The sequence below is a fragment of the Microbacterium sp. genome (genome assembly GCF_031180975.1).
GTDB lineage: Bacteria > Actinomycetota > Actinomycetes > Actinomycetales > Microbacteriaceae > Microbacterium.
This window is the reverse complement of sequence record NZ_JAPSLI010000001.1, coordinates 566,497-591,280: the sequence shown is the minus strand read 5'-3', so window position 1 is coordinate 591,280 and position 24,784 is coordinate 566,497. Positions and strand designations below refer to the sequence as shown.

The window sequence follows — 24,784 nt, the reverse complement described above, 5'->3', positions numbered from 1 at the left end:
TTGACCCGGCCGTGGCTGTGCCTCTACGCTCAGACTACATCTTTTCAATCTGAGTGATAAGAAAGTGATTCATGATCGTCGGAGTCGATGTCGGAGGCACGAAGACGCACATCCGCGTCGTCGACGCCGAGGGACGGACGCGAGACCTTCGCGTCTCGACGGCGAGCTGGCTGGAAGGACGCTCCCTCGAGCACCCGACCAGTGTCGAGGGCCTGCTCGCAGCCATCGCCCGGCTCGAGCCCGCGGCCGGTGCCGCGCCCCTCGCGGTCGGCGCGCACGGATGCGACACCCCCGCACAGATCAGCGCCTTCCGTGCAGCCCTCGCCGCTCGCAGGCCGGGAGACGTGCTCGTCACCAACGACGCCGCGCTCGTGGGCCCAGCGGCAGGGGTAGAACGCGCGATCGGCGTGATCGCCGGCACTGGCTCGATCGTGGTGGGTGCCGACGCCGCGACCCGCCCCGTCACCGCCGGTGGCCACGGTTGGCTGCTCGCCGATCCGGGAAGCGCACCGGGTATCGTCCGCGAGGCCGTCATCGCGGTCCTCGAGGACGCCGACGCCGGCGGGAGCGGCGACCGGCTCGGCCCGGCGCTGATGGCGCACTACAGCGCTGCGAGCGCGAACGACCTGGCCTGGGTCCTCACCGCGCAGGCCGGCATCCATCGATGGGCGGAGGCGGCGCCGCTCGTCTTCGACGCGGCCGATGGCGGGTCGGCCGTCGCCGCGACGGTGATCCAGCGCGCCGGCGCAGCCCTCGGACGGCAGGTCGCCCAGGTGCTGCGGCGGGGCGCTGTCGCCGATGCCGTCGTGGCGGCCGGTGGTGTGGTCACGAACCAGCCACGGCTGGCGTGCGCGATCGAGGCGGAGCTGCGCCGACGCGACGTCCGGCTTCCGTTCCGCGTACTCGACACCCCACCCGTTGCCGGCGCGATCGCGCTCGGCGCGCGCCTCGAACACACCGGGGCTCCATCCATCCATCCGTGGATGACTGACCAAAGGAGGCAGAAATGAACATCCACCGCAATCCGAGACGCCGCCCCGCGACACTCGTCGTCGGCGGCACCCTGGTGCTGGCGGCATCGCTCGCCGGCTGCAGCGTCACCGGCGTGTCCAGCGGCGGCGGCGCCGGCGATGGCACGGGCACCGTCAAGGCGCTGTTCATGAAGCAGGCGGGATACACCGAAGAGGACTACGCGGCAATCATCGAGGACTTCGAAGCGGAGCATCCGGACATCGACGTCGAGCCGACCTTCGTGTCTTACGAGGCGCTGCACGACAAGATCGTCACCTCGGCGCCGTCCGGCAGCTACGACGTCGTGCTGATCGACGTGATCTGGCCGGCCGAGTTCGCCTCGAAGGGGATCATCGCCGATCTGACCGATCGCTTCCCCGACGAGTGGAGCGACGAGATGCTGCCCGGTGTGCTGCCGACCGCCGAGTACCAGGGCCGCTACTACGGCGTGCCCAACGGTCCGGCGACCAAGCTCTTCTACTTCAACAAGGAGATGGTCGCCGCCGTGGGCGCCTCCGAAGCGGATCTCGCCACGTGGGACGGTGTGCTCGAGGTCGCCCGCAGGATCAAGGCGCAGGGCATCAGCGAGTACCCGATCGCCTGGAGCTGGGCGCAGGCGGAGGCGCTGATCTGCGACTACGCGCAGCTGCTCGGGGCGTTCGGTGGCGAGTTCACCGACGACGAGGGCAGGCTGATCATCAACGACGGTGCGGGGGTCGCAGCGTTGGAGTGGATGATCCGGATCCTCGAGGAGGGTCTGTCGAACCCGGCATCCACGACGTTCCTCGAGGATGACGTCTCCAAGGCGATGGCTCAGGGACAGACCGCCTTCGGTCTGAACTGGGACTCGACCCTGCGCGACCTGCAGGACCCGTCGATCTCCTCCATCGAGGCCGGGGTGCTGCCGACGCCGGCGGGCCCCGATGGAGCACGACCGGGCGTGAACGGCGCGATGGCGTACTCCATCGGAGCGAACTCGAAGAACCAGGACGCGGCGTGGGAGTTCATCTCGTTCATCACGCGCCAGGAGGTGCAGGACCAGTACGTCGAATCCAGCCTGCCCAACTGGACGTCGAGCTACACCGACGAGGAACTGGTCGCCACCAACCCCGAGATCTTCGAGGTCGCCGAGGAGGCGTACGACGCGTCGATCCTCCGGCCGGCGGTGCCCAACTACTCGAGCGTCTCGCAGATCATCCAGGTTGAGCTCCAGAACGCTCTGCTCGGCGACAAGAGCGCGCAGGAAGCGCTCGACGACGCCGTCGCCGCAGCGAACGCGAAGCTGGAGGGCTGAGATGACGGTCGCGACGGCGGAACGCATCCGCCGCTCAGAGCAGACGCGCCCCCGGCGCCGCGGACGGGAACGACAGGGAAGGCTGGCATTCTGGCTGCTGCTGCCCGCCTTCCTCGCGGTGTTCGGCGTCATCGTCTATCCGATGTTCCGGACGCTGCTGATCTCGCTCTTCGAGGTCAAGTCCGCCGTCGCGACCGTCACGCCGTTCGTCGGCCTGGACAACTACCTCCAGGCTCTCAGCAGCGGCGGCTTCTGGAGTGCGATGGGCCGCACGCTGTACTTCACCATCGCCTCGACCGGGATCGAGCTCGTCCTGGGGCTCGCCATCGCGTGGCTGCTCAACGCGCGCCTGCGGGGGCGATGGCTGCTGCGAGCGCTGGTGGTGCTGCCGTGGGCCCTCCCGACGATCGTGAACGCCGCGATGTGGAAGGGCATCTACAACGCGCAGTACGGAGCGCTGAACGGGCTCCTCAGTCAGCTCGGGCTGATCGATCAGTACCAGGCATGGCTGTCCGACCCGTTCACCGCGCTCAACTTCCTGATCGTCGCGGACGCCTGGAAGACCACGCCGCTCGTGGCGTTCTTCCTCCTGGCGGGGCTGACCGCCATCCCCGGCGAGCTGTACGAGGCGGCGCGCGTGGATCGCGCCGGCTGGTTCCGGACCTTCCGTTCCGTGACGATCCCGCTCCTCGCGCCGTCGATCGCGCTGGTGCTCGTGCTGCGCACGGTCGAGGCGGTGAAGGTGTTCGACATCGTGTACGCGATGACACGCGGCGGCCCGGCGAACGGGACGCAGACGATCTCGTACTACACGTATGTGACCGCGTTCTCCGAGCAGAACTACGGGCTGGGATCCGCGATCTCCTACCTCATCGTCGTCGTCATCCTCGCGCTGTCGGCCCTGTATCTGCGGCTGCTGCGCCGATCGGAAATGAGCATGCTGTGAAGCGCAGGACCTCTGTCACCGTACTGACGTACGCCGCCGCCCTGATCGTCGCCATCGGGTGCATCGCGCCGCTGGCGTGGACGCTGCTGGCGAGCGTCTCCCCGCAGAACGACATCGTCGCCAAGCCGGCACGATGGTGGCCTTCCGAGCTGTATCTCGACCGGTACGCCGCCATCCTGTTCGACGCCGAATCGGCGGTAGGCCGGAGCTTCCGCGCCGCGTTCGTGAACTCGCTGGTGGTGGGCTCCGCGACAGTGCTGATCTCGATGTTCGTCGGCGTCTTCGGGGCGTATGCCTTCGCGCGGCTGCAGTTCCCGTTCCGCCGCACGACGCTGATGATCTTCCTGGCCACCTACATGCTGCCGCAGGTCGCCCTGCTCATCCCGCTCTACCTGATCCTCAGCTCTCTCGGCCTGCTGGACACCACGATCGGCCTGATCCTGGTGGACTGCGCGCTGGTCATCCCGTTCACGCTCTGGATCCTCAGCAACTACTTCGCCACCATCCCCGCCGACCTCGAAGAGGCCGCGCGCATCGACGGCACCACACGCCTGGGCGCGCTGTTCTGGGTCATCCTGCCCTCCGCGAAGCCGGGGATCTTCGCGGCGATGATGTTCGCCTTCCTGCTGGCGTGGGACGAGTTCATGTACGCGCTCATCTTCACCTCGACGGATGCCGCGAAGACCCTGCCCGTCGCCATCGCCGAGTTCGCCGGCCGGTACACGACCGATTTCGGGCTCGTCGCCGCTGGCGGTCTGATCGCCTCCATCCCGCCCGTGCTCATCGCGCTCGTCTTCCAGCGGCAGGTCGTCAGCGGCCTCGCCGCAGGCGCCGTCAAGGGTTGAGCCGGTGCGACTGTCCGCACCCATCGAAAGGAATCCCATGTCAGATCGTGTCCCCTTCTCCACCGCCGTATGGGACCAGCCGCAGACGCTCGAGGTCGCCGCACGGGAGCTGGCCTCCTCGATCGCGGCAGCCGACATCGCGCCTTGGCGTCCCGGCGAGACGGTCGCCGTCATCTCGATGGGCGCATCGAGCCACTCCGCGAATGCCCTGGTCGCCGCGCTGGCCGCACAAGGGGTGCGCGGGGTGAACATCACGGCATCCGACCTGTACGGCGCGGCAGAGGGATACGAGCCGGGCGACCACTACATCCTGGTGTCCGAGTCCGGCCGCAGCCCCGAGCCCATCGAGGTCGCCAGGAGGCTCGCGCCCGGCCGTCGCATCGCGGTGACCAACTTCGCTGCGTCGCAGATCGCCGAAGTCAGCGACACCGTCGTCTCGTACGGCGGCATCCCGGACTCCCCGGTCTACACCGCCGGCTACAACGCGACGCTGATGGCGTACTCGGCCCTGCTGCGGGCGGCCGGGCTGCCGGGCGAGTCGATCGACGAGGCGGCCGTGCCGGCGCTCGTGCGGGAGGCGCTGGAGCGTTTCGGCGCTCAGGCGGAGTCGCTCGCAGCCTTCTTCGACGGCGTCGGGTCCGTCGACCTGGTGGGGATGGGGTATTCGTACACGTCCGCCGCACAGGGCGCTCTGGTGTTCCGGGAGGCGCTGCGGCTTCCGACGGCGCCATACGAGACCTATCAGTACCTGCACGGGCCGATGGAATGCGCGAAGCCGGGTACTGGTCTGGTGCTCTTCGGAGACGGGCGTGGGCTCGGCATGGTGGCCGCGCAGGCGGAGGCAGGCGTGAAGACGCTCGTCGTGACGGCTGCCGGTCAGGAGGAGCTCGCGCCGCTGGCGCACGAGAATGTACGCGTCCTCGCGCTGCCGGCCGGAGCGGCTCGCGGGTTCGCGCGCGTCATCGCTGAGGCGATCGCCATCCACGTGGTGACCGAGGCCGTCGCGGCACGACGAGGGCTCGTGATCGAGGACTTCCTGTACCACCAGGACGACACCAAGCTCGAGAAGGACACCGAGCTCGAGACTGCGGGGTGATCAGCTCCCGCCGGGTCAGCGCCGCACGCGCGCGCGGGACTTCGCGACACTGCTGAGCGTCGCGCGCACCGGCGTGCCGAGGTAAAGGCCGAGCGACGCGCCGGCGGCGAGGGCGATGCCGATCGACGCCGCGAGCACGAGCGGACCGACGCCGACCAGGATCCCCTCGGCCGTGCCGTCGGACTGCATGAGCCCGAGCAGCCCGCGGAAGACCGCGAGGCCCGGCACGAGCGGGACGATCGCGGCGGTCGTGACGGCGACCGACGGCACGTGCAGGCGTCTGGCGACGAGGATTCCGGCGAAGCTGGCGAGCAGTGCACCGACGGCGCTCGCCGCGGCCTCGTGCAGGGCCAGCAGCAGCATCCCGTTGTAGCCGGCGATTGCGATCAGACTCAGCGCGGCGCTGACCAGGATGATGCGCGGGCCGGCGCCGTTGAACAGCGCGACCGCGACGGCGACGATCGCGGCGCCGGCGAGCTGCGCCGGCAGGGGACCGAACGGGAACGCCTCGATCGGTGTCGTCCCACCGAATCCGAGAACGCGACCGAGCTCGAGCCCGATCAGGATGCCGAGCACGACGCCGATGGTCTGCATCGTGAGGTCGAGGATGCGTCCGCCCGCCGTGAGAGCGAAGCCGTCGATCGCATCCTGCGCCGCGCCCACCACGGTCAGCCCTGACAGCATCAGCACGATCCCGGAGGCGACGATGATCGACGGGCGGATGCCGGTGAAGGCATCCACTCCGGCTTCGCCGAGCGCCGACACGGCGAGGGCGACCATGGTCGTCACGAATGCGCCGGCGATCTGGCTGAAGAAGGACGGCACCTGCAGACGCGCCAATCCGGCCTGCACGACGGCGGCGCACAGAGCGGCGACGAAGCTCAGCAGCACGATGAGCGGTGCAGCGTCGAACATGATCGCGACGCCCACGGCGAGCAGCGCGCGGGCCACGATGACGACGAGCGGTCGGTACAGGAACGGGGTGCGGCGGATGCTGCGGAACGCCGCGCGAGCGGCATCCAGCTCGAGTCCCTCGTCGATCTCCACGACGAGCGCCTGCAGCCGCTGCAGCTTCGCGTGATCGGGCGACGCGACGCGCACCACGCGCAGCAGCGTCGTCGGCCGATCCTCGTCACCGCGGTGGTACGAGGCGGTGATGGAGTTGTAGGTGACATCCACCTGCACGCCGTGCAGGTGATACGCGTCGGCGACGCGGATGATCGTGAACGCGACGTCGTGCGCTGAGGCGCCGACGGCGAACATCGACTCGCCGATCCGCATCGCGAGCTCGAGGATCCGGCCCACCATGGCGTCGTCGATGACGGCGAGTACCTGGGTCGACGCGACCCCCGATGGGTCTGTGCGGATCACGCGCCGGACGGAGGCGATGAGGCGCCGGTGGTGATCGATGGGCATGGCTCCAGGCGGGGTCGGTGGCTCCCGGTACGGTATCAGGGCGTCGGCTTCGGGAGGTGGCGGTGGACGAACTGGATGCGAGACTCGCGCGGATCGGGCGCCACCCGTTCCGGGCGAAGTTCCGGCTCTACGGACGCGACCGGGCCATCGTCGACCTGCGCGGAATGGCGGCGGTGCGCAACCACGCCGCCGAACTCATCGAGGCGCGGCTCGCACCCGCCGAGCCGCGCAACGACGGGCGGCAGACGCCTTACCGCGGTCATCCCGTGTTCGTGGCGCAGCACGCCACCGCCACGTGCTGCCGCACCTGCCTGAGCAAGTGGCACGGCATCCCCGCCGGCAGACCGCTGCACGCCGCGGAGAAGGAGTACGTCGTCGAGGCGATCTGCCGGTGGATCGCCGGGCAGTATCCGGACGGGGCGGCGCCGGAGTGAGGGCGGCGTCGGGCGCCACGGAGACGACTTCGGAGGGGAGGCGGGGAGACGGAGACCTCGACCACAGCGTTCGCGGACGACTTCTGAGTGCAGTAGTGCGGGGGAAGAGTCTGGTCTACCTGGACGCCAATGTTCTCATCCCTCGGTGAGCGGGCTTCTGCTGATCGCTCGCGTGGGTGACCTCTGCCGAGGAGGCCAACCAGCTGCGCCGCGAGCTGATGGATGCCGGATTCCTCGTGATGGATGCCGACCCCTGGGAGCTGCGAGGGGTGTCCAGGGCCCGGAAGCTGTCGATCGCGAGGCTCGACGTTTCGACGTCCGACCAGATCAGCCTGTCGAAGGGCTTCCTGCCCGACCGGTGCTGCTTGACCCGCTTCGTGACGCCGCGTGCGCGAGCCGCATCGCCGGCGTAGACCTGGCGGTACTCGAGGCCGCCCCCTTCTCTCCGTGTGAACGTGGGTCAGTGGCCGCTGCCGAGGTTCCCGGTGAGGCGGCCATGAAATGCTGCCGCGGTGTCGTTCAGGCCTTGGATGGTGACGGTCTTGCCGTGGTTTTCGTACTTGGTGATGATTGCGTCGAGGGCCGCCACAGTGGAGGCGTCCCACACGTGGGAGTGGCTCATGTCGATCACTACAGTGTCGGGGTCGTCGGCGTACTCGAATTGGGTGGTGAGGTCGTTACTGGAGGCGAAGAAGAGTTCTCCGTTGACGGCGTAGTGCGCTGTCGCAGTGGAAGCGTTGACGGTGCGGGTGACGCTGACGAAGTGTGCAACCCGTCGGGCGAACATGATCATCGCGGCGATTACCCCGAGGATGACGCCGACTGCGAGGTTGTGGGTCCAGACTGTGGCGATGACGGTGATGAGCATGACTGCCGTCTCACTCTTCGGCATGCGCTTGAGCGTGCCCCAGCGGATGCTGTGCCAGTCAAACGTCGCGATCGAGACGAAGATCATGACAGCGACGAGCGCTGCCATCGGGATGATCGCCACCACGTCGCCGAGCGTGAGCACCAGGACGAGCAGGAAGACACCGGCAAGGAACGTCGAGATCCGCGTGCGCGCGCCGGAGGCTTTGACGTTGATCATGGTCTGGCCGATCATCGCGCACCCGCCCATACCGCCGAACGCTCCCGAGAGCACGTTCGCCGCGCCCTGGCCCAGCGCCTCGCGGGTCTTGCGCGAATGGGTGTCAGTGATGTCATCGACGAGCTTCGCGGTCATCAGCGATTCGAGGAGACCCACGACCGCCATCGCGAGAGCGTACGGCGCGATGATCTGCAGCGTCTCCAGGGTGAGCGGCACGTTCGGGATGAACAGCTCTGGAAGACTTTGCGGCAGCTCGCCTTGATCGCCCACGTTCGGCACGTTCCAGGCAAAGACGACGACGGCCGCGGTGAGCAGCACGATCGCGACCAGGGGCGCAGGGATCACCTTCGTGATCCGCGGCATCAGGTAGATCACCAGTAGGCCGACCGCCACGAGCGGGTAGACCAACCAGGGAACGCCGATGAGCTGAGGGAACTGCGACGCGAAGATCAAGATCGCCAGGGCGTTCACGAAGCCAACCATCACTGAGCGCGGGATGAACCGCATCAGCTTGGCGACACCGAGCAACGCGAGGACGATCTGGATGAGTCCTCCGAGCAGGACCGTGGCGATGAAGTAATCCATGCCGTACTCACGAGCGACGGGCGCGATGACGAGCGCGATCGCACCTGTCGCTGCGGTGATCATCGCGGGGCGGCCGCCGAGGAACGCGATCGCGACGGCCATGATGAACGACGAGAACAGGCCAACGCGCGGGTCAACACCGGCGATGATCGAGAACGCGATCGCCTCAGGGATGAGCGCGAGTGCGACGACGAGGCCAGCGAGGACTTCACGGGTGAGAAGGCGCGGGCTGCGGAGCGCCTGCATGACGGTGGGTTCGATGCGGTAACGCGAAGCGGAGTCACGGGTGGGGGTGACGACAGTCATATGCCCTCCGGATGATGGGCTCTCGTGAGAGCGTGGGAAACGGATGAGAGCGCAGCAGTGCGCAGGCGTCGGTCAGTCCGACACGCGACCGACGCTGGGAGGGGCGTCGGTCTCGCTTTGCTCGCCCGGGAACCGCGGTCTGGACAGGGCAAAGCAAAACCCCCGCCATGTAGAAGCTAGGCGAGGGTTTCTGGGACCGTTGTAACGACGGTCCTTGTGGCTCCGACCGGCATCGATCCGGTGACCTTTCGATTTTCAGTCGAACGCTCTACCAACTGAGCTACAGAGCCGCGCGACCGGCGAACCTGTCGCGTCCTAGACGAAAGGCCTCCTCGAAAGAAGGCCCGTCGCTTGGAGCGACCCTGACGGGACTTGAACCCGCGACCTCCGCCGTGACAGGGCGGCACGCTAACCAACTGCGCTACAGGGCCATAACTTTTCAATTGTATCGGATGAGTGACCCCAACGGGATTCGAACCCGTGCTACCGCCGTGAAAGGGCGGCGTCCTAGGCCGCTAAACGATGGGGCCGCAGGGGAGTTCCGAAGGTCTCCCTTGCCGACGCTCAAGCATAAGGGATGTCGAGAGCAAAACAGAAATCGAGGGCGGGTCGTCTTCCATCCCGGGCGTTTCGGGCGCACCATGGAAGGGTCGCGCGTGCCTGGAGTGACACTGGGGTCTGTTGCTCATGTGACGAATGTTGTTACTGTGGCATGTGTGAAACCGGCGGAAGGGGCCGCGTGAACGAGGAATTGATCCAGGATGCTGCCCGAACGGCATCCGAGGAGTGCGGCTGCGCGCCCAGCCCGACTGAACGACGAGATCTGTGGGGTGCCGGTTCGGTCACCCGCCGCGGCGCACTCGCCGTCGGAGCCCTCAGCGCGGTCGCGCTGAGCGCCTTCGGCATCACCAGCGGCGTGAACGCCGCACACGCCGCGAGCTACCCGAGCTGGGATGACGTGCAGCGCGCCAAGGCCAACGAGGCGGCCAAAGCCGCCGAGATCACCCGTATCGAGGGACTCATCCAGGCCCTCACCCAGCGCGCCGCCGAGGCGGAGGCCGCGGCCAGGGCCGCCGGTGACGAGTTCTACGCCGCGCAGCAGGCCTACTTCGACCAGGCGGCGAAGGCCGACGACCTGCAGGCGCAGGCCGACGAGAAGGCGAAGCTCGCCGATGAGACCGCCCGGAAGGCGGGGCAGGTCGCCACGCAGCTGTACCGCAACGGCGGCGACGAGACCGCCCTCGAGCTGTTCTTCTCGGGATCGGCCGAGGGCGCCGACTCGCTCCTGGCCCGACTCGGCACGATGGACAAGCTGCTCGAGTACAACAGCTCGGTCTACGACGAGGCCGTCGCCGCTCGCGACGCGGCCCAGGCGCTCACCGACCAAGCTGTGGCGGCCCGCGACGAACGAGACCGCCTGCAGAAGCTCGCCGAAGAGAAGATGATCAAGGCGCAGCAGGCAGCGGATGCCGCACAGGCCGCGCTCGAGGAGAAGCAGGCCAACCTCACCACACTTCAGGCGCAGCTGGCCGCGCTCCGGGACAACACCGCGAAGACCGTGGCCGCCTACCAGGAGGGCGAGCGCATCCGCCGTGAGGAGGAGGAGCGCCGTCGTCGCGAGGAGGAGGAGCGCCTGCGCCGCGAGGCCGAAGCGGCCGCAGCCGCCAACAACGGCGGCGGTGGAGGCGGAGGAGGCGGCGGCTCCGGCGGAGGCGGCGGCGGCGGTGGCGGCGGCGCGTGGCGTCGCCCGCACGGCGGTCGTATCTCCTCCGGCTACGGACCCCGTCCCCGCAAGTGCAGCAACGGGCGCTGCGGCTCCAGCTACCACCGCGGGCTCGACTTCGCGAACGGGTGCGGCGGGGCCATCTACGCCGCGGCCGCGGGGCGCGTCGACGCGCGCTTCTACAACGGCGGCTACGGCAACTACATCCGCATCCAGCACGGCGGGGGAGTCGCCACCGGCTACGCGCACATCAGCCGGTTCGCCGTCTCGCACGGCCAGCACGTCTCGGCCGGCCAGGTCATCGCCTACGCGGGCAACACCGGCAACTCGCTCGGCTGCCACCTGCACTTCGAGGTGTACGTCGGCGGCGGCACCACCAACCCGTACACGTTCCTCGCGAACCGCGGCGCCCTCTAGCATCCGCTCTCGCGCATACGACGGAACCCCCGGGCCGAGACCGGGGGTTCCGTCGTATCGGGGGTCAGTGCCCCTCGGAGCCGAAACGTTCGATGGCTTCGTCGAGGATGCGCTGCGCCTCGGCGGCGTCGCCCCACGCGTCGACCTTGACCCACTTGTTGGGCTCGAGGTCCTTGTAGTGCTCGAAGAAGTGCTCGATCTCCTTCTTGGTGTACTCCGGGATGTCGGCGATGTCCTGGATGTGCGCCCAGCGCGGGTCCTTCGACAGCACGGCGACGAGCTTGTCGTCCCCGCCGGCCTCGTCGCTCATCTTCAGCACGGCGACCGGGCGCACGTTCACGACGACGCCGGGGAAGATCGTGTGGTCGAGCAGCACGAGCACGTCCAGGGGATCGCCGTCCTCGCCGAGCGTGTTGTCGAAGTAGCCGTAATCCGCGGGGTACCCGAAGGTGGTGTACAGTACGCGGTCGAGGTGGACTCGCCCGGTCTCGTGGTCGACCTCGTACTTCACGCGGCTGCCGCGCGGGATCTCGATGACGGCGTCGTGTGCGCCCATGCGTGTGCTCCTTGAAAAGACGGTTGGATGCCGGGACAAGCCTACTCGGGCGTCCGCGGCTCCACCTGCCGTGAGCGGGCCACGGGCCGTGCGGATGAAAGGATCGAGACACCGCACGACATCCACGGAGGGAACGGCATGGCTCTACGCGAGGCTGAACGCGGCTACCTCGAGGCTCACCCGGAGCGTTACGCCCGGCGCCGCTCACGGCCCAAGCTGATCGGCTACGGCATCGGTGCGGCGGTGCTGCTCATCCCCGCGATTGCCGGGACGGTCGCGATCCCCACGCTGTGGGAGCACTTCAGTGCGCTCACCCAGAGCGGCTACGAGTCGGTGCGCCCGAACCGCGGACCCGGCATGGCATTCGTCGGCGTGATCATCGCGCTCGCCCTGCTCTGGCTGTTCGGCCTGCTCCTCACCCACGCGGCGCTGTTCCGCGCCAAGGACTGGATCGACACCGCGACCGGTCACCGCGTCCGCATCGGCCGGACCGCGCGCTTCGGTGACCTCGGCGCCTACGACCGCTGGCTGGTGGAGCTTCAGAGCGGGCGTTTCACGATCTTCCCGGAGGCCCCGGACCGGGCGGGCACGGGCAGGGTGGTCCTGCAGACGATCGAGGACCGTGACGCCGGCACCGTGGTGGTGTGGCTGGAGGCTTCAGACGGCCGGAGCGTCGCCGTCCCGCTCGAGGCCGCCGCGGCCCGGCCGCTTCTTACTGCCTGAGGCCGACTCCTGCGCGGCGGGATCGCGCGCCTTCCCAGCGGCATGCACGTCGCCGCGCACCCTGTCGTGCCCTAGCGTGGGGGCGTGCCTTCGCTGAACCCTGCCATCGCCGAGGTCCGCCGCGCCGTCCGGGGCGCGCTGAGCGGGCTGCCCGGCGGATCCGCCGTGATCGTCGCCCTCTCCGGTGGGGCCGACTCGCTCGCGCTCGCCGCCGCGACCGTGTTCGAGGCGCGCGCCCTCCGGCTCGAGGTCGTGAGCGTGACGGTCGACCACGGCCTGCAGGACGGATCGGCGGATGCCGCGGCAGCGGCGGCCGCGCAGGCCGAAGCCCTCGGCATCCGCGCCCGCGTGGAGCGCGTCGACGTCGCCGCGGGATCCGACGGACTGGAGGCGGCCGCGCGGGAGGCGCGATACGCCGCCCTGCGCCGGGTGGCGTCCGCCGAGCGCGCGCCGGTGCTGCTCGGCCACACCCTGGACGACCAGGCCGAGACCGTGCTTCTCGGCCTCGCCCGCGGCTCGGGGGCGACCAGCCTGCAGGGGATGGCGCCGGTGCGGGACGACCCCGACGGCACGCGCTGGCTCCGCCCCTTGCTGGCGGTGCGGCGGCAGACGACGCGCGCGTTCTGCACCGCATCCGCTCTGGAGATCTGGGACGACCCGCACAACACCGACCCGCGCTTCACCCGGGTGCGCGTGCGCGAGCGGGTGCTGCCGATACTCGAGGCGGAGCTCGGCCCGGGGGTCGCCGAAGCCCTGGCGCGCACCGCCGAGCAGCTGCGCGAGGACGCCGAGGCGTTCGACGAGATCATCCACGAGACGATCGAGGACATCGTCGAGCACGCCGAGGCGGGCATCTCGGTCAGTGCGGCCGCGCTCGCCGCGAATCCGGCGGCGCTGCGCAACCGCATCATCCGCCTGGTCGTCGACAGCGAGTTCGGGGTGGCGCTCACCCGCGCTCAGACGCTCGAGGTCGCCCGGCTGGTGACGGACTGGAGCGGGCAGGGCCCCATCGACCTGCCCGCCTGCACCGCCCGGCGCGTCGGCGGGCGGATCGTGTTCACCGCCCGCTGACGCGCCGGGCGAGCCGGGTCAGCGGCGGCCGAACAGGCCGCCGAGGATCTCGCCGACGACGTCGCCCATGCCGCCGCCGCTCGCCGACCCCGACGAGCCGCCGCCGAGCAGGCCGCCGAGGATGTCGCCGAGCCCGCCGCCGCGGGAGCCGGACCCGCCCGCGGCGCCGCCGGTCGAGCCGCCCTTGTTCTTGGTCGCGTTCGCGATCAGGCCGAGGATGATCGGGGCCAGGATGGGCAGCAGCTTGCCGAAGTCGATGCCGCCCGCGGTCTTCTCGGACTTCGTGAGCTTCTCGGCGACGTCCTTCTCCTTGTCGCCGAACACGTGCTTGACGATCTTCTCGCCGTCCGCCGCGTCGACGTCGTCCACCTTCGACGCCCCGGGGAACCCCTCGTGCCGGGAGAGCGCCTTCTCGATGGCGGCCGAGCCCTCCTCGGTCTCGGCGTTCTTCGACAGGCCGCCGACCAGGGCCGCGCCGCCCTCCTTGACCGCACGCTCCGCCACCTCGCGGCTGACGCCGAAACGCTCCGCGATGTCGTCGACCGGCACCTGCTTGAGGATCGCGTCGAAGTCCATGGTTCCTCCCGATTGCTTCCCGCGGGCCCGCGCCCGCCTCGTCGCTCACAGTACTGCGCCGTCGACGCCGGTGGGGAGTGCTGATCCGCCCGCGGCGGGGCCCGCCCGTGGCATCCGCTCGTGGCTTCCGCCCCGCTCGCTCCGGCGCGCGCGTCCGGCTCGCCTAAAATCGAACCCATGCGCGCTGCGGACATCCAGGACGACCTCGAGAAGATCCTCGTCACCGAGGAGGAGATCCTCGCCAAGCTCGACGAGCTCGCGCAGCGGGTGGCCGCCGACTACGCCGGCAAGGACCTCCTGCTCGTCGGCGTGCTGAAGGGCGCCATCATGGTGATGGCCGACTTCGCCCGCGCCCTGCCGTTCCACGCGCCGATGGACTGGATGGCGGTCTCCAGCTACGGCGCCAGCACGAAGTCGAGCGGCGTGGTGCAGATCCGGAAGGACCTCGACACGGCACTCGCCGGCAAGCACGTGCTCATCGTCGAGGACGTCATCGACTCCGGCCTCACCCTGAGCTGGCTGCTGGAGAACTTCGCGTCGCGGGGCGCGGAATCGATCGAGGTGCTCGCGCTGCTGCGCAAGCCGGAGGCGGCCAAGGTGCACATCGACTGCAAGTACGTCGGGTTCGACATCCCCACCGACTTCGTCGTTGGCTATGGGCTGGACTACGCCGAGCGGTACCGCAACCTCCGCGACGTGGCCGTCCTCGCCCCCCACGTCTACGCCTGAGCCCGCGGCGTCCACGCCTGAACCCGCGGCCGAGAGACGCTGCTGCGGGCGGAGCGGAATGCCGGTGCCGCGGCGCTACGCCGTAGGTGAACGCACAGCAGGGGCCTAAGGCCCGGGCGGTACGCTGAACGCATCATGGATGTCAAGAAGATCTCCCGGAATCCGCTGATCTACGTCGCGCTGATCGGCCTGCTCATGTTCGCCGGGTTCCTGCTGATCTCCAACCTCGGGGCGCCGAAGCAGATCACCGTGCAGCAGGGGCTCGAGCTGCTCGAGGGCGACACCGTGACCAAAGCGGTGAACACCGACGGCGACCAACGGGTGGATCTGACGCTCTCGAAGGAGTTCGAGGGCGCCAAGAACGTCCAGTTCTACTACGTCGAGGCCCGCGCCGACCAGGTCGTCGAGGCGATCGACGAGGCCGCTCCCAAGGACGGCTTCGCGGATGTCGTGCCGCGCGCCACCTGGTTCGACGGCTTCCTGTCGCTGCTGCTGCCGCTCGTGCTGCTCGGCCTGCTGTTCTGGTGGCTGCTGTCGTCCATGCAGGGCGGTGGCAGCAAGGTCATGCAGTTCGGCAAGTCGAAGGCGAAGCTCGTCAACAAGGAGACCCCGACGGTCACCTTCGCCGACGTCGCCGGCGCCGACGAGGCCATCGAGGAGCTGCAGGAGATCAAGGAGTTCCTGCAGGATCCCGCCAAGTTCCAGGCGATCGGCGCCCGCATCCCCAAGGGCGTGCTGCTGTACGGCCCTCCGGGCACCGGCAAGACGCTGCTCGCCCGCGCGGTCGCCGGTGAGGCGGGCGCCCCGTTCTACTCGATCTCCGGATCCGACTTCGTCGAGATGTTCGTCGGCGTCGGCGCCTCCCGGGTCCGCGACCTGTTCACCCAGGCGAAGGAGCACGCCCCGGCCATCATCTTCATCGACGAGATCGACGCGGTCGGTCGTCACCGCGGCGCAGGCCTCGGCGGGGGCAACGACGAGCGCGAGCAGACACTGAACCAGATGCTCGTCGAGATGGACGGCTTCGACCCGAACGCGAACGTCATCGTCATCGCGGCCACCAACCGCCCCGACATCCTCGACCCGGCGCTGCTGCGTCCTGGCCGCTTCGACCGGCAGATCGGCGTGGACGCGCCCGACCTGAAGGGCCGCCAGCGGATCCTCGAGGTGCACGCGAAGGGCAAGCCGCTGTCGCAGTCGGTCGACCTCGAGGTCGTCGCGCGCAAGACGCCAGGCTTCACCGGCGCCGACCTGGCGAACGTGCTGAACGAGGCGGCGCTGCTGACCGCGCGGTCGAACGCGCAGCTCATCGACAACCGTGCCCTCGACGAGGCGATCGATCGCGTCATCGCCGGTCCACAGCGCCGCACCCGGGTGATGAAGGACAAGGAGAAGCTCATCACCGCGTACCACGAGGGCGGCCATGCGCTCGCCGCGGCGGCGATGAACCACACCGACCCGGTGACGAAGATCACGATCCTGCCGCGCGGCAAGGCCCTCGGCTACACGATGGTGCTGCCGCTGGACGACAAGTACTCGGTCACCCGCAACGAGCTGCAGGACCAGCTCACCTACGCCATGGGCGGCCGCGTCGCCGAGGAGATCGTGTTCCACGACCCCACCACCGGCGCCTCCAACGACATCGAGAAGGCGACCAGCATCGCCCGCAAGATGGTCACCGAGTACGGCATGACCACTCAGGTGGGCCCGGTCAAGCTCGGCTCGGAGAGCGGCGAGATGTTCGTCGCCCGCGACATGCACCGCGGCCGCGACTACTCGGACAAGGTCGCTGAGACCGTCGACGAGCAGGTGCGCGCGCTCATCGAGCAGGCGCACAACGAGGCCTACCAGGTGCTCACCGACAACCGTGACATCCTCGACCGGCTCGCGCTCGCGCTGCTCGAGCACGAGACGCTCGACCACAACCAGATCGCCGAGATCTTCACCGACGTGCGCAAGCTCCCCCCGCGCCCGCAGTGGCTGTCCAGCGAGGACCGCCCGGTGTCGCCGCTGCCGCCCGTCGAGGTTCCGCGCCGCGCCGACCGGGGTCTCGCCGCGCAGACGGCGGCGCAGTCCGGCACGGCGCGCAGCGCGGGTGCGCAGCCCTCCGGCGGACAGGCTCGACCGGCGACGGCCTGACGTGGCTGTCGACAGGGAACGCGTCGAGCGGCTCACCCGCGAGCTGCTCGAGGCGATCGGCGAGGACCCCGACCGACCCGGGCTGAGGCAGACCCCGGCGCGGATGGCGGAGCTGTACGCGGAGTTCTTCTCCGGCGTCGGTGAGGATGCCGCGGCACCGCTCGCCCGTACGATCAGCGTGTCGCGCGGACCGGCCCCCGAGACCCTGCCCTCGGGCGCGGTGCTGCTGCGCGACATCCGGTTCCGCTCGGTGTGCGAGCACCACCTGCTGCCGTTCGCCGGCCACGCGCACCTGGCGTACCTGCCTGGCGAGCAGGTGGTCGGCCTCGGCACGCTCGTCAAGGTCGTCGAGACCCTCGCCGCCCGCCCGCAGGTGCAGGAGCGGCTGGGCGAGCAGATCGCCGACACCATCGCCGAGAACCTCGACACCCGGGGTGTGCTGGTGGTGATGGATGCCGTGCACGGGTGCGTCACGCTGCGCGGCGGGCGCCAGCCGTCGGCATCCACCCTCACCATCGCCGCACGCGGCGAGCTCGCCGACCCCGCCGCCCGGGCCGAGCTGATCACCCTCATCGGGGCATCCGTCGGCTCGACGCCAACCGGCTCGGGGGCGGAGCGATGACCGGCATCTGGGGCATCCTCAACGTCACGCCCGACTCGTTCAGCGACGGGGGGCGGTACACCGACCCGGACGTGGCCGTCGCGCACGCGCGGATGCTGCGCGCCCAGGGCGCGACCGTGATCGACGTGGGCGGTGAGTCCACGCGGCCCGGCGCCGAGCGGGTGCCCGCGGACGAGGAGCAGCGCCGCGTGCTGCCGGTCGTCGAGGCGCTGTCCGCCGACGGCATCCCGGTGTCCATCGACACGCTCAACGCGAGCACGGCCGTCGCCGCCGTCCACGCCGGGGCGCGCATCGTCAACGACGTGTCAGGCGGCCTCGCCGACGAGCGGATGCTGTCGGCCGTGGCCGATACCGGCGCGGATGTCGTGCTCGGGCATTGGCGCGGTCCGTCCAGCGACATGTACGCCAGGGCGCAGTACGCCAGGGTGGCCCGCGAGGTGGCATCCGAGCTGCGCGCCCGCATCGGCGCCGCCGCGGCAGCCGGCATCGCCCCGGCGCGCCTGATCCTCGACCCCGGGGTCGGGTTCGCGAAGTCCGGCGAGCAGAACTGGGAGGTGTTGCGCGGTCTCGACGAGACCGTCGCGCTCGGTCACCGCGTGCTGGTCGGCACCTCGCGCAAGCGGTTCCTCACCGAGGCCCTGGCCGCGGCCTCCACGCACGAGGTCACGGAACGGCGCCGCGACCTCGCCACCGCGGTGACCAGCGCGCTCGCCGCAAGAGCGGGGGCGTGGGCGGTGCGCGTGCACGACGTCGCCGCCACGCGCGACGCGCTCGCCATCGTCGGCGCATGGGACGGAGCGTGACATGGACTTCCTCGACGAGATCACCCTTACCGGGCTGACCGTGTTCGGCCACCACGGCGTGTTCGACCACGAGCGGCGCGACGGGCAGCAGTTCACCATCGACCTCACGTTGGCTCTTCCGCTGAGGGACGCCGCCGTGTCCGATGACGTCGCCGACACCGTGCACTACGGCGAGCTCGCCGACCGGGTCGCCGGGATCGTCGCGGGAGAGCCGGTGAACCTGATCGAGACGCTCGCCGAGCGGATCGCGGATGCGGTACTCGAGGACGACCGGGTGCGGCTCGTCACCGTCACGGTGCACAAGCCGCACGCGCCGATCGCGCAGGACTTCGCCGACGTGTCGGTGACCGTCCGCCGGGGCAGGGCCTGATGGACCGCCGCCGCACGCACATGCCGCCCGCGCCGGACCCGCGACCGGGTCGGGAGCCGCAGGTGGCCGTCGTCGCGCTCGGTTCGAACGAGGGCGACCGCGGCGAGACCCTGAACGCCGCGGTCGAGCGGCTGCGCCGCCTGCCCTTGGTCGACGAGGTGCGGATGTCGGAGCCGATCGAGACCGTCGCCGTGCGCACCGACGGCCCCGACCCGGATGCGCCCCGGTACCTGAACGCCGTGGCGCTGGTCACCACGCGTCTCGCGCCGTCCATCCTGCTCGGCATGCTGCACGCGATCGAGGAGGAGCACGGCCGCGTCCGCCGGGAGCGCTGGGGCGACCGCACCCTGGACCTGGATCTGATCGCCTACGGCGACTTCACCAGCACCGACCCGCATCTGATGGTGCCGCACCCGCGCGCCGCCGAGCGGCTGTTCGTGCTGGAGCCGTGGCTGAGCGTCGACCCGGATGCCGTGCTGCCGGGCGCCGGTCGCGTCGACGAGCTGGTCCGCCGGCTGCGGGCGGAGGGTCGGTCGTGAAGCGCACCTCGCCCGGCGTCCTGCTCGTGCTCGCGGTGCTGGCCGGGGCGGCCGGCTTCGGATTGAACCACTTCGCGACCATCACCGGTCGCGCCACCTTCACTCCATCGGGACTGCTCCCGGTGCTGCTGCTGCTGATCGCCGGCGTCTCGCTCGGCCTCGCGTGGCCGGTGCGGCGCAGCGTGCGCGAGGGCACCCGCATCGACCCGTTCCGGGCGACGCGCGCGGTGACCCTGGCGCGGGCGTCGAGCCTGCTCGGCGCGATGGTCGGCGGATTCGGCGCCGGGCTGCTCGCCTACCTCATGTCGCGTCCGGTTCCGGCGCCGGTAGGGTCGACAGTGGCGATGGTCGCCCTGATCATCGGCGCAGTCGTGCTGGTCGGGGCGGCGCTCGTCGCCGAACAGTTCTGCACTCTGCCGAAGGATCCTGATGACCGAGAGCCAGCCGACCCCGACGAGTGACCCGAACGGCGTCGGCGCTCCGCTTCCCTCTGCGCCGCCGGCACCCGCGCCGCCCTCGCCACCGGCATCCGCCCCGGCCGTGCCGCCGGCGCTCGACGAGGGCAACTACCGGGCGCTGCGCACCCCGCGCAGCGCCGCCGCGCTCGCCCTCGACGGCACCTGGCATCAGATCTCGCCGCGCTACGTGGCATCCCAGTTCGTGCAGAACCTGGTGTTCGTGGCGATCGTCGCGGCGATCATGCTCGTGGCGGTGTTCGCGTTCGAGCAGACCTGGGCGTGGATCCCCGGTGGGGTCATCATTCTGCTGACGCTGCTCACGGTCGCGATCCTGCCCCGGCAGGCGAAGGCGATCGGCTACATGCTGCGCGCCGACGACATCGTGTTCCGCCGCGGCATCCTGTGGCAGCGCATGGTCGCCGTGCCGTACGGGCGCCTGCAGCTGGTGGACATCACCCACGGTCCGCTGGATCGCGCCTTCGGCGTCGCGCAGTTGAAGATGGTGACGGCCGCGGCCACGACCGGTGTGCAGATCCCCGGTCTCAGTCAGCCCGCCGCTGAGGCGCTGCGCGACGTGCTGATCGAGGTCGCCGAGACACGGCGGACCGGACTGTGAGCCTGCCCCCGGTACCGGCGGCCCAGCCCGCGCCCACCGCGCTTCCCGGCGGGGGAGCGTCGAGCCTGGCCGACGGCGAGTGGCACCGCATGCACCCGCTGACACCGCTGTTCAAGGGCGGGCTGGTGCTGCTGATCGTGGCCGGCATCGTGGTGTCGAACATGCGCGAGCGAGTGCTCGGCTGGTTCGTCGCCCTGTTCACCCCCGACCAGGTCGACTACGGGCGGTACGGCGGCGGGGACCCGGTGGACTGGGTGCTCAGCAACAACCTGATCGCGGTCGCGCTGGTCGCGGTGCTCGTCCTGCTGCTGCTGCTCATCGGCGCCTTCTGGGTGGTGTGGCGGTTCCACCAGTTCCGCATCACCGGCTCGCACGTCGAGGTGCGCAAGGGCATCGTGTTCCGGTCGCACCGGCGCGCGCCGCTGGACCGCGTGCACGGTGTGAACCTGACCCGTCCTTTCCCCGCACGTCTGATCGGTCTGGCGAAGGTGGAGGTGGTCGGTGCGGGCACCGACTCCAACGTCGACCTGGAGTATCTCGCCACCAGCAGGGCGGAATCGGTGCGCGCCGACATCCTCCGTCTGGCGTCGGGCGCACGCAACGCCCGACTCGTCGCGGCAGGACTGTCGCCGGTGCCGGTCGGCGCCACCCCGCCCCCGGCCGCCGGCACGGTCCGCAGCGAGCTGATCGGATCGGTCAACGCCGGCGTCACTGGACTCATCGAGGGCGTCGACCTCGCCGACGTCGCCCCGGAGAGCGTCGTCAAGATCCCCACCGGCCGGCTGATCGGATCGCAGCTGGTGTCGGCGGTCATGTGGGTGGTGTTCTTCGGCGCCATCTACGTGGTCTCGCTCGTGGCGATGTACTTCGGCATGACGGCCGACGGCGAGGACGACGCCAGCATCGCGCTGGGTCTCGTGGGTCTGTCGGTCGGCATGGGCGTGCCGCTCCTGCTCGCCGCGGTCGGTATCACCTGGGCGCAGATCTCCAAGTCGCTGCGCTACGCCATCGCTCCGACACCGGACGGCGTGCGGGTCACGTTCGGCCTGCTCACGACGATCACCGAGACGCTGCCCCCGGGGCGGATCTTCGCCGTCGAGGTGTCGCAGTCGCTGCTGTGGCGGCCGTTCGGGTGGTGGACGGTGAAGATCAACCGGATGTCCGGCAAGTCCGCCGCCCAGCAGCAGTCCGGCACCGCGCAGCAGTTCAACACCGTGCTCCCGGTCGGGCGCCGCGAGGACGTCGAACGCGTGCTGTCGCTGATCCTTCCCGAGATCCCCGCTCACGACGTGGCGCTGCTGTGGCGGCACGGCGTGGAGGGCCCGGTCGCGGACGACCCGTTCCGCACGGTGCCGGCGCGCGCCGCCTGGCGGCATCCGCTCACCTGGCGTCGTCACGGTTACGCGCTGACCGACGGCGGACTGCTGCTGCGCCGCGGCCTGCTGTGGCGCCGGCTGGGGGTGTTCCCGCTCGCCCGGCTGCAGGGGTTGTCGGTATCGCAGGGGCCGCTGTCGCGCGCCCAGCGCGTGGCATCCGTTCAGGCACACTCCGTCACCGGGCCGGTGGCGGGACGATTGAGCGCTCTCGATCTGGTCGACGCGCAGGCCCTTCTCAAGGACGTCGCGCACGCCGCCGCCGTGGCGGTGAGCACCGACCGCGGCCACCGCTGGGCCGAGGACGCTCCGGCACCGCCGCGCCCCGTGGCACCCGCAGGAGGGGCCTGACATGGCCGCGCCGGGCCGCCTCGGCGTCGGCATCATCGGAGCCGGGAAGGTCGGCCCGGTGATCGGCGCCGCGCTTGCCGGCGCCGGGCATGCCATCACAGGCATCACCAGCGGATCCGACGACGACCGCGCGGCCGCGGTGCTGCCCGGCGTCCCGGTGCTCGACGCGCCCGAGGTGGTGCGGCGCAGCGAGCTGGTGGTGATCGCCGTGCCGCACGACGAGATCCCCGGGCTGGTGCGCGGGATCGCCGAGGTCGGCGGCTGGCAGATCGGCCAGCTGGTCATGCACGTCGACGCCGCCTACGGCACCGATGTGCTGCGTCCCGCCGCCGAGCGCGGCGCCATCCCGCTGGCCGTGCATCCCGCCATCAGCTTCAGCGGCACCACCGTCGACCTCCGCCAGCTGCAGGCGGCGTTCGCCGGTGTGACCGCGCCCGCGGCCGTGCTGCCGATCGCGCAGGCGCTCGCCGTCGAGATGGGGTGCGAGCCGGTGGTGATCGCGGAGGAGGACCGCGCCGCCTACGCGGAGGCGATCGCGACGGCATCCGAGTTCTCGCAGTCGATCATCCGCCAGGCGACGTCGCTGCTGCGCGGGATCGGTGTGGAGAACCCCGGCGGGTACCTGTCGGCGCTGGTGTCGTCGAGCGTGGATCGGGCGCTGCGCGACGCCTCGGATCCGCTCGGTCCACCGCCCGCGCTCTGACTCCGCCGGCAGCGGGCGCCCAGCCGCGGAGGCGTGCAGATCCAGGGCCTCCGCGTTCGAGGCTATCCGGCGGGGTCATACCGTTCGCCGGGCAGGGTCACCGTCACGACGAGGCCGCCCTCGGGCCGGGACGCGAGCGCGACCTCGCCGCCGTGCGCCTGCACGATCGCGCGCACGATCGACAGCCCCAGCCCGACGCCCGGCGCGCCGGCCGTGCGCTCCCCGTCCAGCCGGCGGAACGGCTCGAACAGGGTGGGAAGCTCGTACTCTGGCACCACCGGTCCTGAGTTCGACACCACGAGCATCGCCCGTCCGTCCGGAGCCGTGCGGGTCTCCAGCCGCACCCAGCCGCCCTCCGGCAGGTTGTGCCGGACGCCGTTCTGCAGCAGGTTGCGCACCAGGTGCTCCAACAGCACCGGGTCTCCGGACGTCGGCGCCTCCGCGGCATCCGTCTCGACCCGCACCGCGCCGTCCGCGTCGCCGGTGCTCTCCGCGACGTGCTCGACGAGATCCGCGAGGTCGACGAACCGGCGCTCGCCCAGCTCGCGCTCGGAGCGTGCGAGCAGGAGCAGCCCGTCGATCAGGCGCTCGTGGCGGGCGTTGATCTCGAGCAGGGTCGCGCCGAGCAGCCGCACCTCGGCGGACGCCCCGGGCTGATCGGATGCCACTTCGATCAGCGTCCGGTTCAGGGTCAGCGGGGTGCGCAGCTCGTGCGACGCGTTCGCGATGAACCGGCGCTGCCCGTCGAAGGCGGCGTCGAGCCGGGCGAGCATGCCGTCGAACGTGTCGGCGAGCTCGCGCACCTCGTCGTGGGGGCCGGTCAGGTTGAGGCGCTCGTGCATCCGGCGGTCGGCGTCCGGGGCATCCGCGATCCGCCGCGCCGTCGCCGTGATGGTGGCGAGCGGGCGCAGCATCCGTCCCGCCATCAGCCAGCACACCCACACCGCGACCGCGCCGACGACCGCGACCGCGATCACGCCCCAGGTGACGAGGGCGGCGAGCGCCTGATCCTGCGTCGCGCTGATCGCACGGATGACCACGTCCGCCGGCTCACCGGTGCCCTGCGGCAGCGGTTCCGCGCGCTCCTCGGCCGGGATCGGGCCCACGCTGTCCCACGCGGGGCCGACGAGGAGGAACTGCTGCTGCATCAGCAGCCAGGTCAGGGCGATCACGACGAGCCCCGCGGCGACGAACAGCGCCCCGTACACGAGGGTGAGCCGGGTGCGCAGCGTCAACCGGAAGCGCTTCATGGGATCCGGTAACCCACGCCGGGCTGGGTCTCGATCAGCGGCGGGTCGCCGAGCTTGCGGCGCAGCTTCAGGATCGTCACCCGCACCACCCCGGTGAACGGGTCGATGTTCTCGTCCCACGCCTTCTCCAGCAGCTGCTCGGCCGACACCCACCCGCCGCGGGCGAGGATCAGCTCCATCAGCACGGCGTACTCCTTCTTCGACAGCGGCACGTAGCGGCCGTCGCGCACCACCTCGCGTCGGTGCGGGTCGACGCGGATGCCGGCGCGCTCGAGCAGCGGCGGCGCGGCCGCGCGTGCCCGGCGACCGAGCGCGGCGACGCGCGCTTCCAGCTCGGCGAAGGCGAACGGCTTGGGCAGGTAGTCGTCGGCGCCCAGCGACAGCCCGCGGACACGGTCCTCGACGGTCCCGGAGGCGGTGAGCATGAGGATCCGCGGCCGCTCGTCCTCGGCGGCGAGGGCACGGCACACGTCGTCGCCGTGCACGATCGGCAGGTCGCGGTCGAGGACGAGCAGGTCGTAGTCGTTCACGTCGAGGTGCTCGAGAGCGGATGCCCCGTCGCCGACGACGTCCACGGCGTGCGCGGCGGCGCGCAGCCGGGTGGCGACCGCATCGGCCAGCATCCGCTCGTCCTCCGCGATCAAGATCCGCATGCTCCGATTCTCGCCGCTTCGGCGTTGCTTCCGCGTTACCGATTTCGGTGACGCCAGGGCAACGCGGCGCCTGATGACGTGGGAGGACCAGA

Annotated in this window: 26 protein-coding genes and 3 tRNA genes; 20 read left to right on the top strand and 9 right to left on the bottom strand. The window is 70.4% G+C overall.

Annotated features, from left to right (window positions below):
- Nucleotides 1-71 precede the first annotated feature (71 nt).
- The 5 genes from RIF65_RS02770 to RIF65_RS02750 are packed head-to-tail and all read left to right on the top strand — an operon-like array spanning nucleotide 72 to nucleotide 5,192.
- Nucleotides 72-1,010, top strand: a complete 939-nt coding sequence (locus RIF65_RS02770) for a BadF/BadG/BcrA/BcrD ATPase family protein (RefSeq protein ID WP_309066628.1) — start codon at nucleotides 72-74, stop codon at nucleotides 1,008-1,010.
- Entirely contained in the window at nucleotides 1,007-2,305 is a 1,299-nt protein-coding gene (locus RIF65_RS02765; protein WP_309066627.1) for an extracellular solute-binding protein, read from the top strand. Before RIF65_RS02770 ends, RIF65_RS02765 begins: the two co-directional genes overlap by 4 nt.
- 1 nt (nucleotide 2,306) lies before the next feature.
- A complete protein-coding gene (locus RIF65_RS02760) occupies nucleotides 2,307-3,251 on the top strand; it encodes a carbohydrate ABC transporter permease (protein ID WP_309066626.1) in 945 nt (314 codons plus the stop codon).
- Nucleotides 3,248-4,096: a carbohydrate ABC transporter permease gene (locus tag RIF65_RS02755; protein WP_309066625.1), complete on the top strand. Its 849-nt coding sequence runs from the start codon at nucleotides 3,248-3,250 to the stop codon at nucleotides 4,094-4,096. The genes RIF65_RS02760 and RIF65_RS02755 overlap by 4 nt, the downstream gene beginning before the upstream one ends.
- 37 nt (nucleotides 4,097-4,133) lie before the next feature.
- Complete coding sequence (locus RIF65_RS02750) at nucleotides 4,134-5,192, top strand: SIS domain-containing protein (protein WP_309066624.1); 1,059 nt, start codon at nucleotides 4,134-4,136, stop codon at nucleotides 5,190-5,192.
- A 15-nt stretch (nucleotides 5,193-5,207) separates the two neighbouring features.
- Here the strand turns inward: RIF65_RS02750 and RIF65_RS02745 are convergent, their stop codons facing one another.
- Nucleotides 5,208-6,608 (bottom strand): threonine/serine ThrE exporter family protein, encoded by a 1,401-nt coding sequence (locus tag RIF65_RS02745; protein ID WP_309066623.1) that lies wholly within the window; start codon nucleotides 6,606-6,608, stop codon nucleotides 5,208-5,210.
- Between the two features lie 56 nt (nucleotides 6,609-6,664).
- On the opposite strand from RIF65_RS02745, the gene RIF65_RS02740 reads away from it, so the two are divergent.
- Nucleotides 6,665-7,042 carry a DUF4186 domain-containing protein gene (locus RIF65_RS02740; protein WP_309066622.1) on the top strand — a complete coding sequence of 126 codons (378 nt, stop codon included), beginning with the start codon at nucleotides 6,665-6,667 and terminating at the stop codon, nucleotides 7,040-7,042.
- 176 nt (nucleotides 7,043-7,218) lie between these two features.
- Nucleotides 7,219-7,455, top strand: coding sequence for a hypothetical protein (locus RIF65_RS02735; RefSeq protein ID WP_309066621.1), 237 nt, complete (start codon nucleotides 7,219-7,221; stop codon nucleotides 7,453-7,455).
- 47 nt (nucleotides 7,456-7,502) lie between these two features.
- Here RIF65_RS02735 and RIF65_RS02730 read toward each other — a convergent pair whose 3' ends face one another.
- The 4 genes from RIF65_RS02730 to RIF65_RS02715 form a co-directional block, all read right to left on the bottom strand.
- Nucleotides 7,503-9,020, bottom strand: coding sequence for a SulP family inorganic anion transporter (locus tag RIF65_RS02730; RefSeq protein ID WP_309066620.1), 1,518 nt, complete (start codon nucleotides 9,018-9,020; stop codon nucleotides 7,503-7,505).
- Nucleotides 9,021-9,237: 217 nt separating this feature from the next.
- Nucleotides 9,238-9,310: transfer RNA gene (locus RIF65_RS02725), tRNA-Phe, on the bottom strand.
- 67 nt (nucleotides 9,311-9,377) lie between these two features.
- Nucleotides 9,378-9,451: transfer RNA gene (locus RIF65_RS02720), tRNA-Asp, on the bottom strand.
- Nucleotides 9,452-9,477: 26 nt separating this feature from the next.
- Nucleotides 9,478-9,550: transfer RNA gene (locus RIF65_RS02715), tRNA-Glu, on the bottom strand.
- A 209-nt stretch (nucleotides 9,551-9,759) separates the two neighbouring features.
- Here RIF65_RS02715 and RIF65_RS02710 point away from each other — a divergent pair.
- Nucleotides 9,760-11,160, top strand: coding sequence for a M23 family metallopeptidase (locus RIF65_RS02710; RefSeq protein ID WP_309065954.1), 1,401 nt, complete (start codon nucleotides 9,760-9,762; stop codon nucleotides 11,158-11,160).
- Nucleotides 11,161-11,224: 64 nt separating this feature from the next.
- Here RIF65_RS02710 and ppa read toward each other — a convergent pair whose 3' ends face one another.
- Nucleotides 11,225-11,716: an inorganic diphosphatase gene (gene ppa, locus RIF65_RS02705; protein ID WP_309065953.1), complete on the bottom strand. Its 492-nt coding sequence runs from the start codon at nucleotides 11,714-11,716 to the stop codon at nucleotides 11,225-11,227.
- Nucleotides 11,717-11,854: 138 nt separating this feature from the next.
- Here ppa and RIF65_RS02700 point away from each other — a divergent pair, with 138 nt between their 5' ends.
- Both RIF65_RS02700 and tilS read left to right on the top strand, forming a co-directional pair.
- Nucleotides 11,855-12,439, top strand: a complete 585-nt coding sequence (locus RIF65_RS02700) for a hypothetical protein (RefSeq protein ID WP_309065952.1) — start codon at nucleotides 11,855-11,857, stop codon at nucleotides 12,437-12,439.
- Between the two features lie 84 nt (nucleotides 12,440-12,523).
- Nucleotides 12,524-13,510 (top strand): tRNA lysidine(34) synthetase TilS, encoded by a 987-nt coding sequence (tilS, locus tag RIF65_RS02695; RefSeq protein ID WP_309065951.1) that lies wholly within the window; start codon nucleotides 12,524-12,526, stop codon nucleotides 13,508-13,510.
- Nucleotides 13,511-13,528: 18 nt separating this feature from the next.
- On the opposite strand, the gene RIF65_RS02690 is transcribed toward tilS, so the two are convergent.
- Nucleotides 13,529-14,086: a DUF937 domain-containing protein gene (locus RIF65_RS02690; RefSeq protein WP_309065950.1), complete on the bottom strand. Its 558-nt coding sequence runs from the start codon at nucleotides 14,084-14,086 to the stop codon at nucleotides 13,529-13,531.
- A 177-nt stretch (nucleotides 14,087-14,263) separates the two neighbouring features.
- Here RIF65_RS02690 and hpt point away from each other — a divergent pair, with 177 nt between their 5' ends.
- The 10 genes from hpt (at nucleotide 14,264) to RIF65_RS02640 (ending at nucleotide 22,789) form a co-directional block, all read left to right on the top strand.
- Nucleotides 14,264-14,815 carry a hypoxanthine phosphoribosyltransferase gene (gene hpt / locus RIF65_RS02685; protein ID WP_309065949.1) on the top strand — a complete coding sequence of 184 codons (552 nt, stop codon included), beginning with the start codon at nucleotides 14,264-14,266 and terminating at the stop codon, nucleotides 14,813-14,815.
- 135 nt (nucleotides 14,816-14,950) lie between these two features.
- Nucleotides 14,951-16,954: an ATP-dependent zinc metalloprotease FtsH gene (ftsH, locus tag RIF65_RS02680; protein WP_309065948.1), complete on the top strand. Its 2,004-nt coding sequence runs from the start codon at nucleotides 14,951-14,953 to the stop codon at nucleotides 16,952-16,954.
- Nucleotide 16,955: 1 nt separating this feature from the next.
- Nucleotides 16,956-17,576 (top strand): GTP cyclohydrolase I, encoded by a 621-nt coding sequence (gene folE / locus RIF65_RS02675; protein ID WP_309065947.1) that lies wholly within the window; start codon nucleotides 16,956-16,958, stop codon nucleotides 17,574-17,576.
- A complete protein-coding gene (folP, locus tag RIF65_RS02670; protein ID WP_309065946.1) occupies nucleotides 17,573-18,379 on the top strand; it encodes a dihydropteroate synthase in 807 nt (268 codons plus the stop codon). The genes folE and folP overlap by 4 nt, the downstream gene beginning before the upstream one ends.
- Nucleotide 18,380: 1 nt before the next feature.
- Nucleotides 18,381-18,749, top strand: a complete 369-nt coding sequence (folB, locus tag RIF65_RS02665) for a dihydroneopterin aldolase (RefSeq protein ID WP_309065945.1) — start codon at nucleotides 18,381-18,383, stop codon at nucleotides 18,747-18,749.
- Nucleotides 18,749-19,288: a 2-amino-4-hydroxy-6-hydroxymethyldihydropteridine diphosphokinase gene (folK, locus tag RIF65_RS02660; protein ID WP_375142108.1), complete on the top strand. Its 540-nt coding sequence runs from the start codon at nucleotides 18,749-18,751 to the stop codon at nucleotides 19,286-19,288. Before folB ends, folK begins: the two co-directional genes overlap by 1 nt.
- Nucleotides 19,285-19,749, top strand: a complete 465-nt coding sequence (locus tag RIF65_RS02655) for a DUF3180 domain-containing protein (protein ID WP_309065944.1) — start codon at nucleotides 19,285-19,287, stop codon at nucleotides 19,747-19,749. Before folK ends, RIF65_RS02655 begins: the two co-directional genes overlap by 4 nt.
- On the top strand, nucleotides 19,718-20,362 hold the full coding sequence (locus RIF65_RS02650; RefSeq protein WP_309065943.1) for a PH domain-containing protein: 645 nt from the start codon (nucleotides 19,718-19,720) through the stop codon (nucleotides 20,360-20,362). Before RIF65_RS02655 ends, RIF65_RS02650 begins: the two co-directional genes overlap by 32 nt.
- Nucleotides 20,359-22,086 (top strand): PH domain-containing protein, encoded by a 1,728-nt coding sequence (locus RIF65_RS02645; RefSeq protein WP_309065942.1) that lies wholly within the window; start codon nucleotides 20,359-20,361, stop codon nucleotides 22,084-22,086. The genes RIF65_RS02650 and RIF65_RS02645 overlap by 4 nt, the downstream gene beginning before the upstream one ends.
- Nucleotide 22,087: 1 nt before the next feature.
- Nucleotides 22,088-22,789 carry a DUF2520 domain-containing protein gene (locus RIF65_RS02640; RefSeq protein WP_309065941.1) on the top strand — a complete coding sequence of 234 codons (702 nt, stop codon included), beginning with the start codon at nucleotides 22,088-22,090 and terminating at the stop codon, nucleotides 22,787-22,789.
- A 62-nt stretch (nucleotides 22,790-22,851) separates the two neighbouring features.
- Here RIF65_RS02640 and RIF65_RS02635 read toward each other — a convergent pair whose 3' ends face one another.
- Together RIF65_RS02635 and RIF65_RS02630 are read right to left on the bottom strand one after the other, a co-directional pair.
- Entirely contained in the window at nucleotides 22,852-24,039 is a 1,188-nt protein-coding gene (locus RIF65_RS02635; protein ID WP_309065940.1) for a sensor histidine kinase, read from the bottom strand.
- Nucleotides 24,036-24,692 carry a response regulator transcription factor gene (locus RIF65_RS02630; RefSeq protein ID WP_309065939.1) on the bottom strand — a complete coding sequence of 219 codons (657 nt, stop codon included), beginning with the start codon at nucleotides 24,690-24,692 and terminating at the stop codon, nucleotides 24,036-24,038. The genes RIF65_RS02635 and RIF65_RS02630 overlap by 4 nt, the downstream gene beginning before the upstream one ends.
- Nucleotides 24,693-24,784: the final 92 nt, after the last annotated feature.

Coding starts and splice junctions, on each gene's coding strand:
- RIF65_RS02770 (WP_309066628.1), top strand. CDS start 72: ATGATCGTCGGAGTCGATGTCGGAGGCACGAAGACGCACATCCGCGTC.
- RIF65_RS02765 (WP_309066627.1), top strand. CDS start 1,007: ATGAACATCCACCGCAATCCGAGACGCCGCCCCGCGACACTCGTCGTC.
- RIF65_RS02760 (WP_309066626.1), top strand. CDS start 2,307: ATGACGGTCGCGACGGCGGAACGCATCCGCCGCTCAGAGCAGACGCGC.
- RIF65_RS02750 (WP_309066624.1), top strand. CDS start 4,134: ATGTCAGATCGTGTCCCCTTCTCCACCGCCGTATGGGACCAGCCGCAG.
- RIF65_RS02745 (WP_309066623.1), bottom strand. CDS start 6,608: ATGCCCATCGATCACCACCGGCGCCTCATCGCCTCCGTCCGGCGCGTG.
- RIF65_RS02730 (WP_309066620.1), bottom strand. CDS start 9,020: ATGACTGTCGTCACCCCCACCCGTGACTCCGCTTCGCGTTACCGCATC.
- ppa (WP_309065953.1), bottom strand. CDS start 11,716: ATGGGCGCACACGACGCCGTCATCGAGATCCCGCGCGGCAGCCGCGTG.
- RIF65_RS02700 (WP_309065952.1), top strand. CDS start 11,855: ATGGCTCTACGCGAGGCTGAACGCGGCTACCTCGAGGCTCACCCGGAG.
- RIF65_RS02690 (WP_309065950.1), bottom strand. CDS start 14,086: ATGGACTTCGACGCGATCCTCAAGCAGGTGCCGGTCGACGACATCGCG.
- hpt (WP_309065949.1), top strand. CDS start 14,264: ATGCGCGCTGCGGACATCCAGGACGACCTCGAGAAGATCCTCGTCACC.
- ftsH (WP_309065948.1), top strand. CDS start 14,951: ATGGATGTCAAGAAGATCTCCCGGAATCCGCTGATCTACGTCGCGCTG.
- folP (WP_309065946.1), top strand. CDS start 17,573: ATGACCGGCATCTGGGGCATCCTCAACGTCACGCCCGACTCGTTCAGC.
- folB (WP_309065945.1), top strand. CDS start 18,381: ATGGACTTCCTCGACGAGATCACCCTTACCGGGCTGACCGTGTTCGGC.
- folK (WP_375142108.1), top strand. CDS start 18,749: ATGGACCGCCGCCGCACGCACATGCCGCCCGCGCCGGACCCGCGACCG.
- RIF65_RS02650 (WP_309065943.1), top strand. CDS start 19,718: ATGACCGAGAGCCAGCCGACCCCGACGAGTGACCCGAACGGCGTCGGC.
- RIF65_RS02640 (WP_309065941.1), top strand. CDS start 22,088: ATGGCCGCGCCGGGCCGCCTCGGCGTCGGCATCATCGGAGCCGGGAAG.
- RIF65_RS02635 (WP_309065940.1), bottom strand. CDS start 24,039: ATGAAGCGCTTCCGGTTGACGCTGCGCACCCGGCTCACCCTCGTGTAC.
- RIF65_RS02630 (WP_309065939.1), bottom strand. CDS start 24,692: ATGCGGATCTTGATCGCGGAGGACGAGCGGATGCTGGCCGATGCGGTC.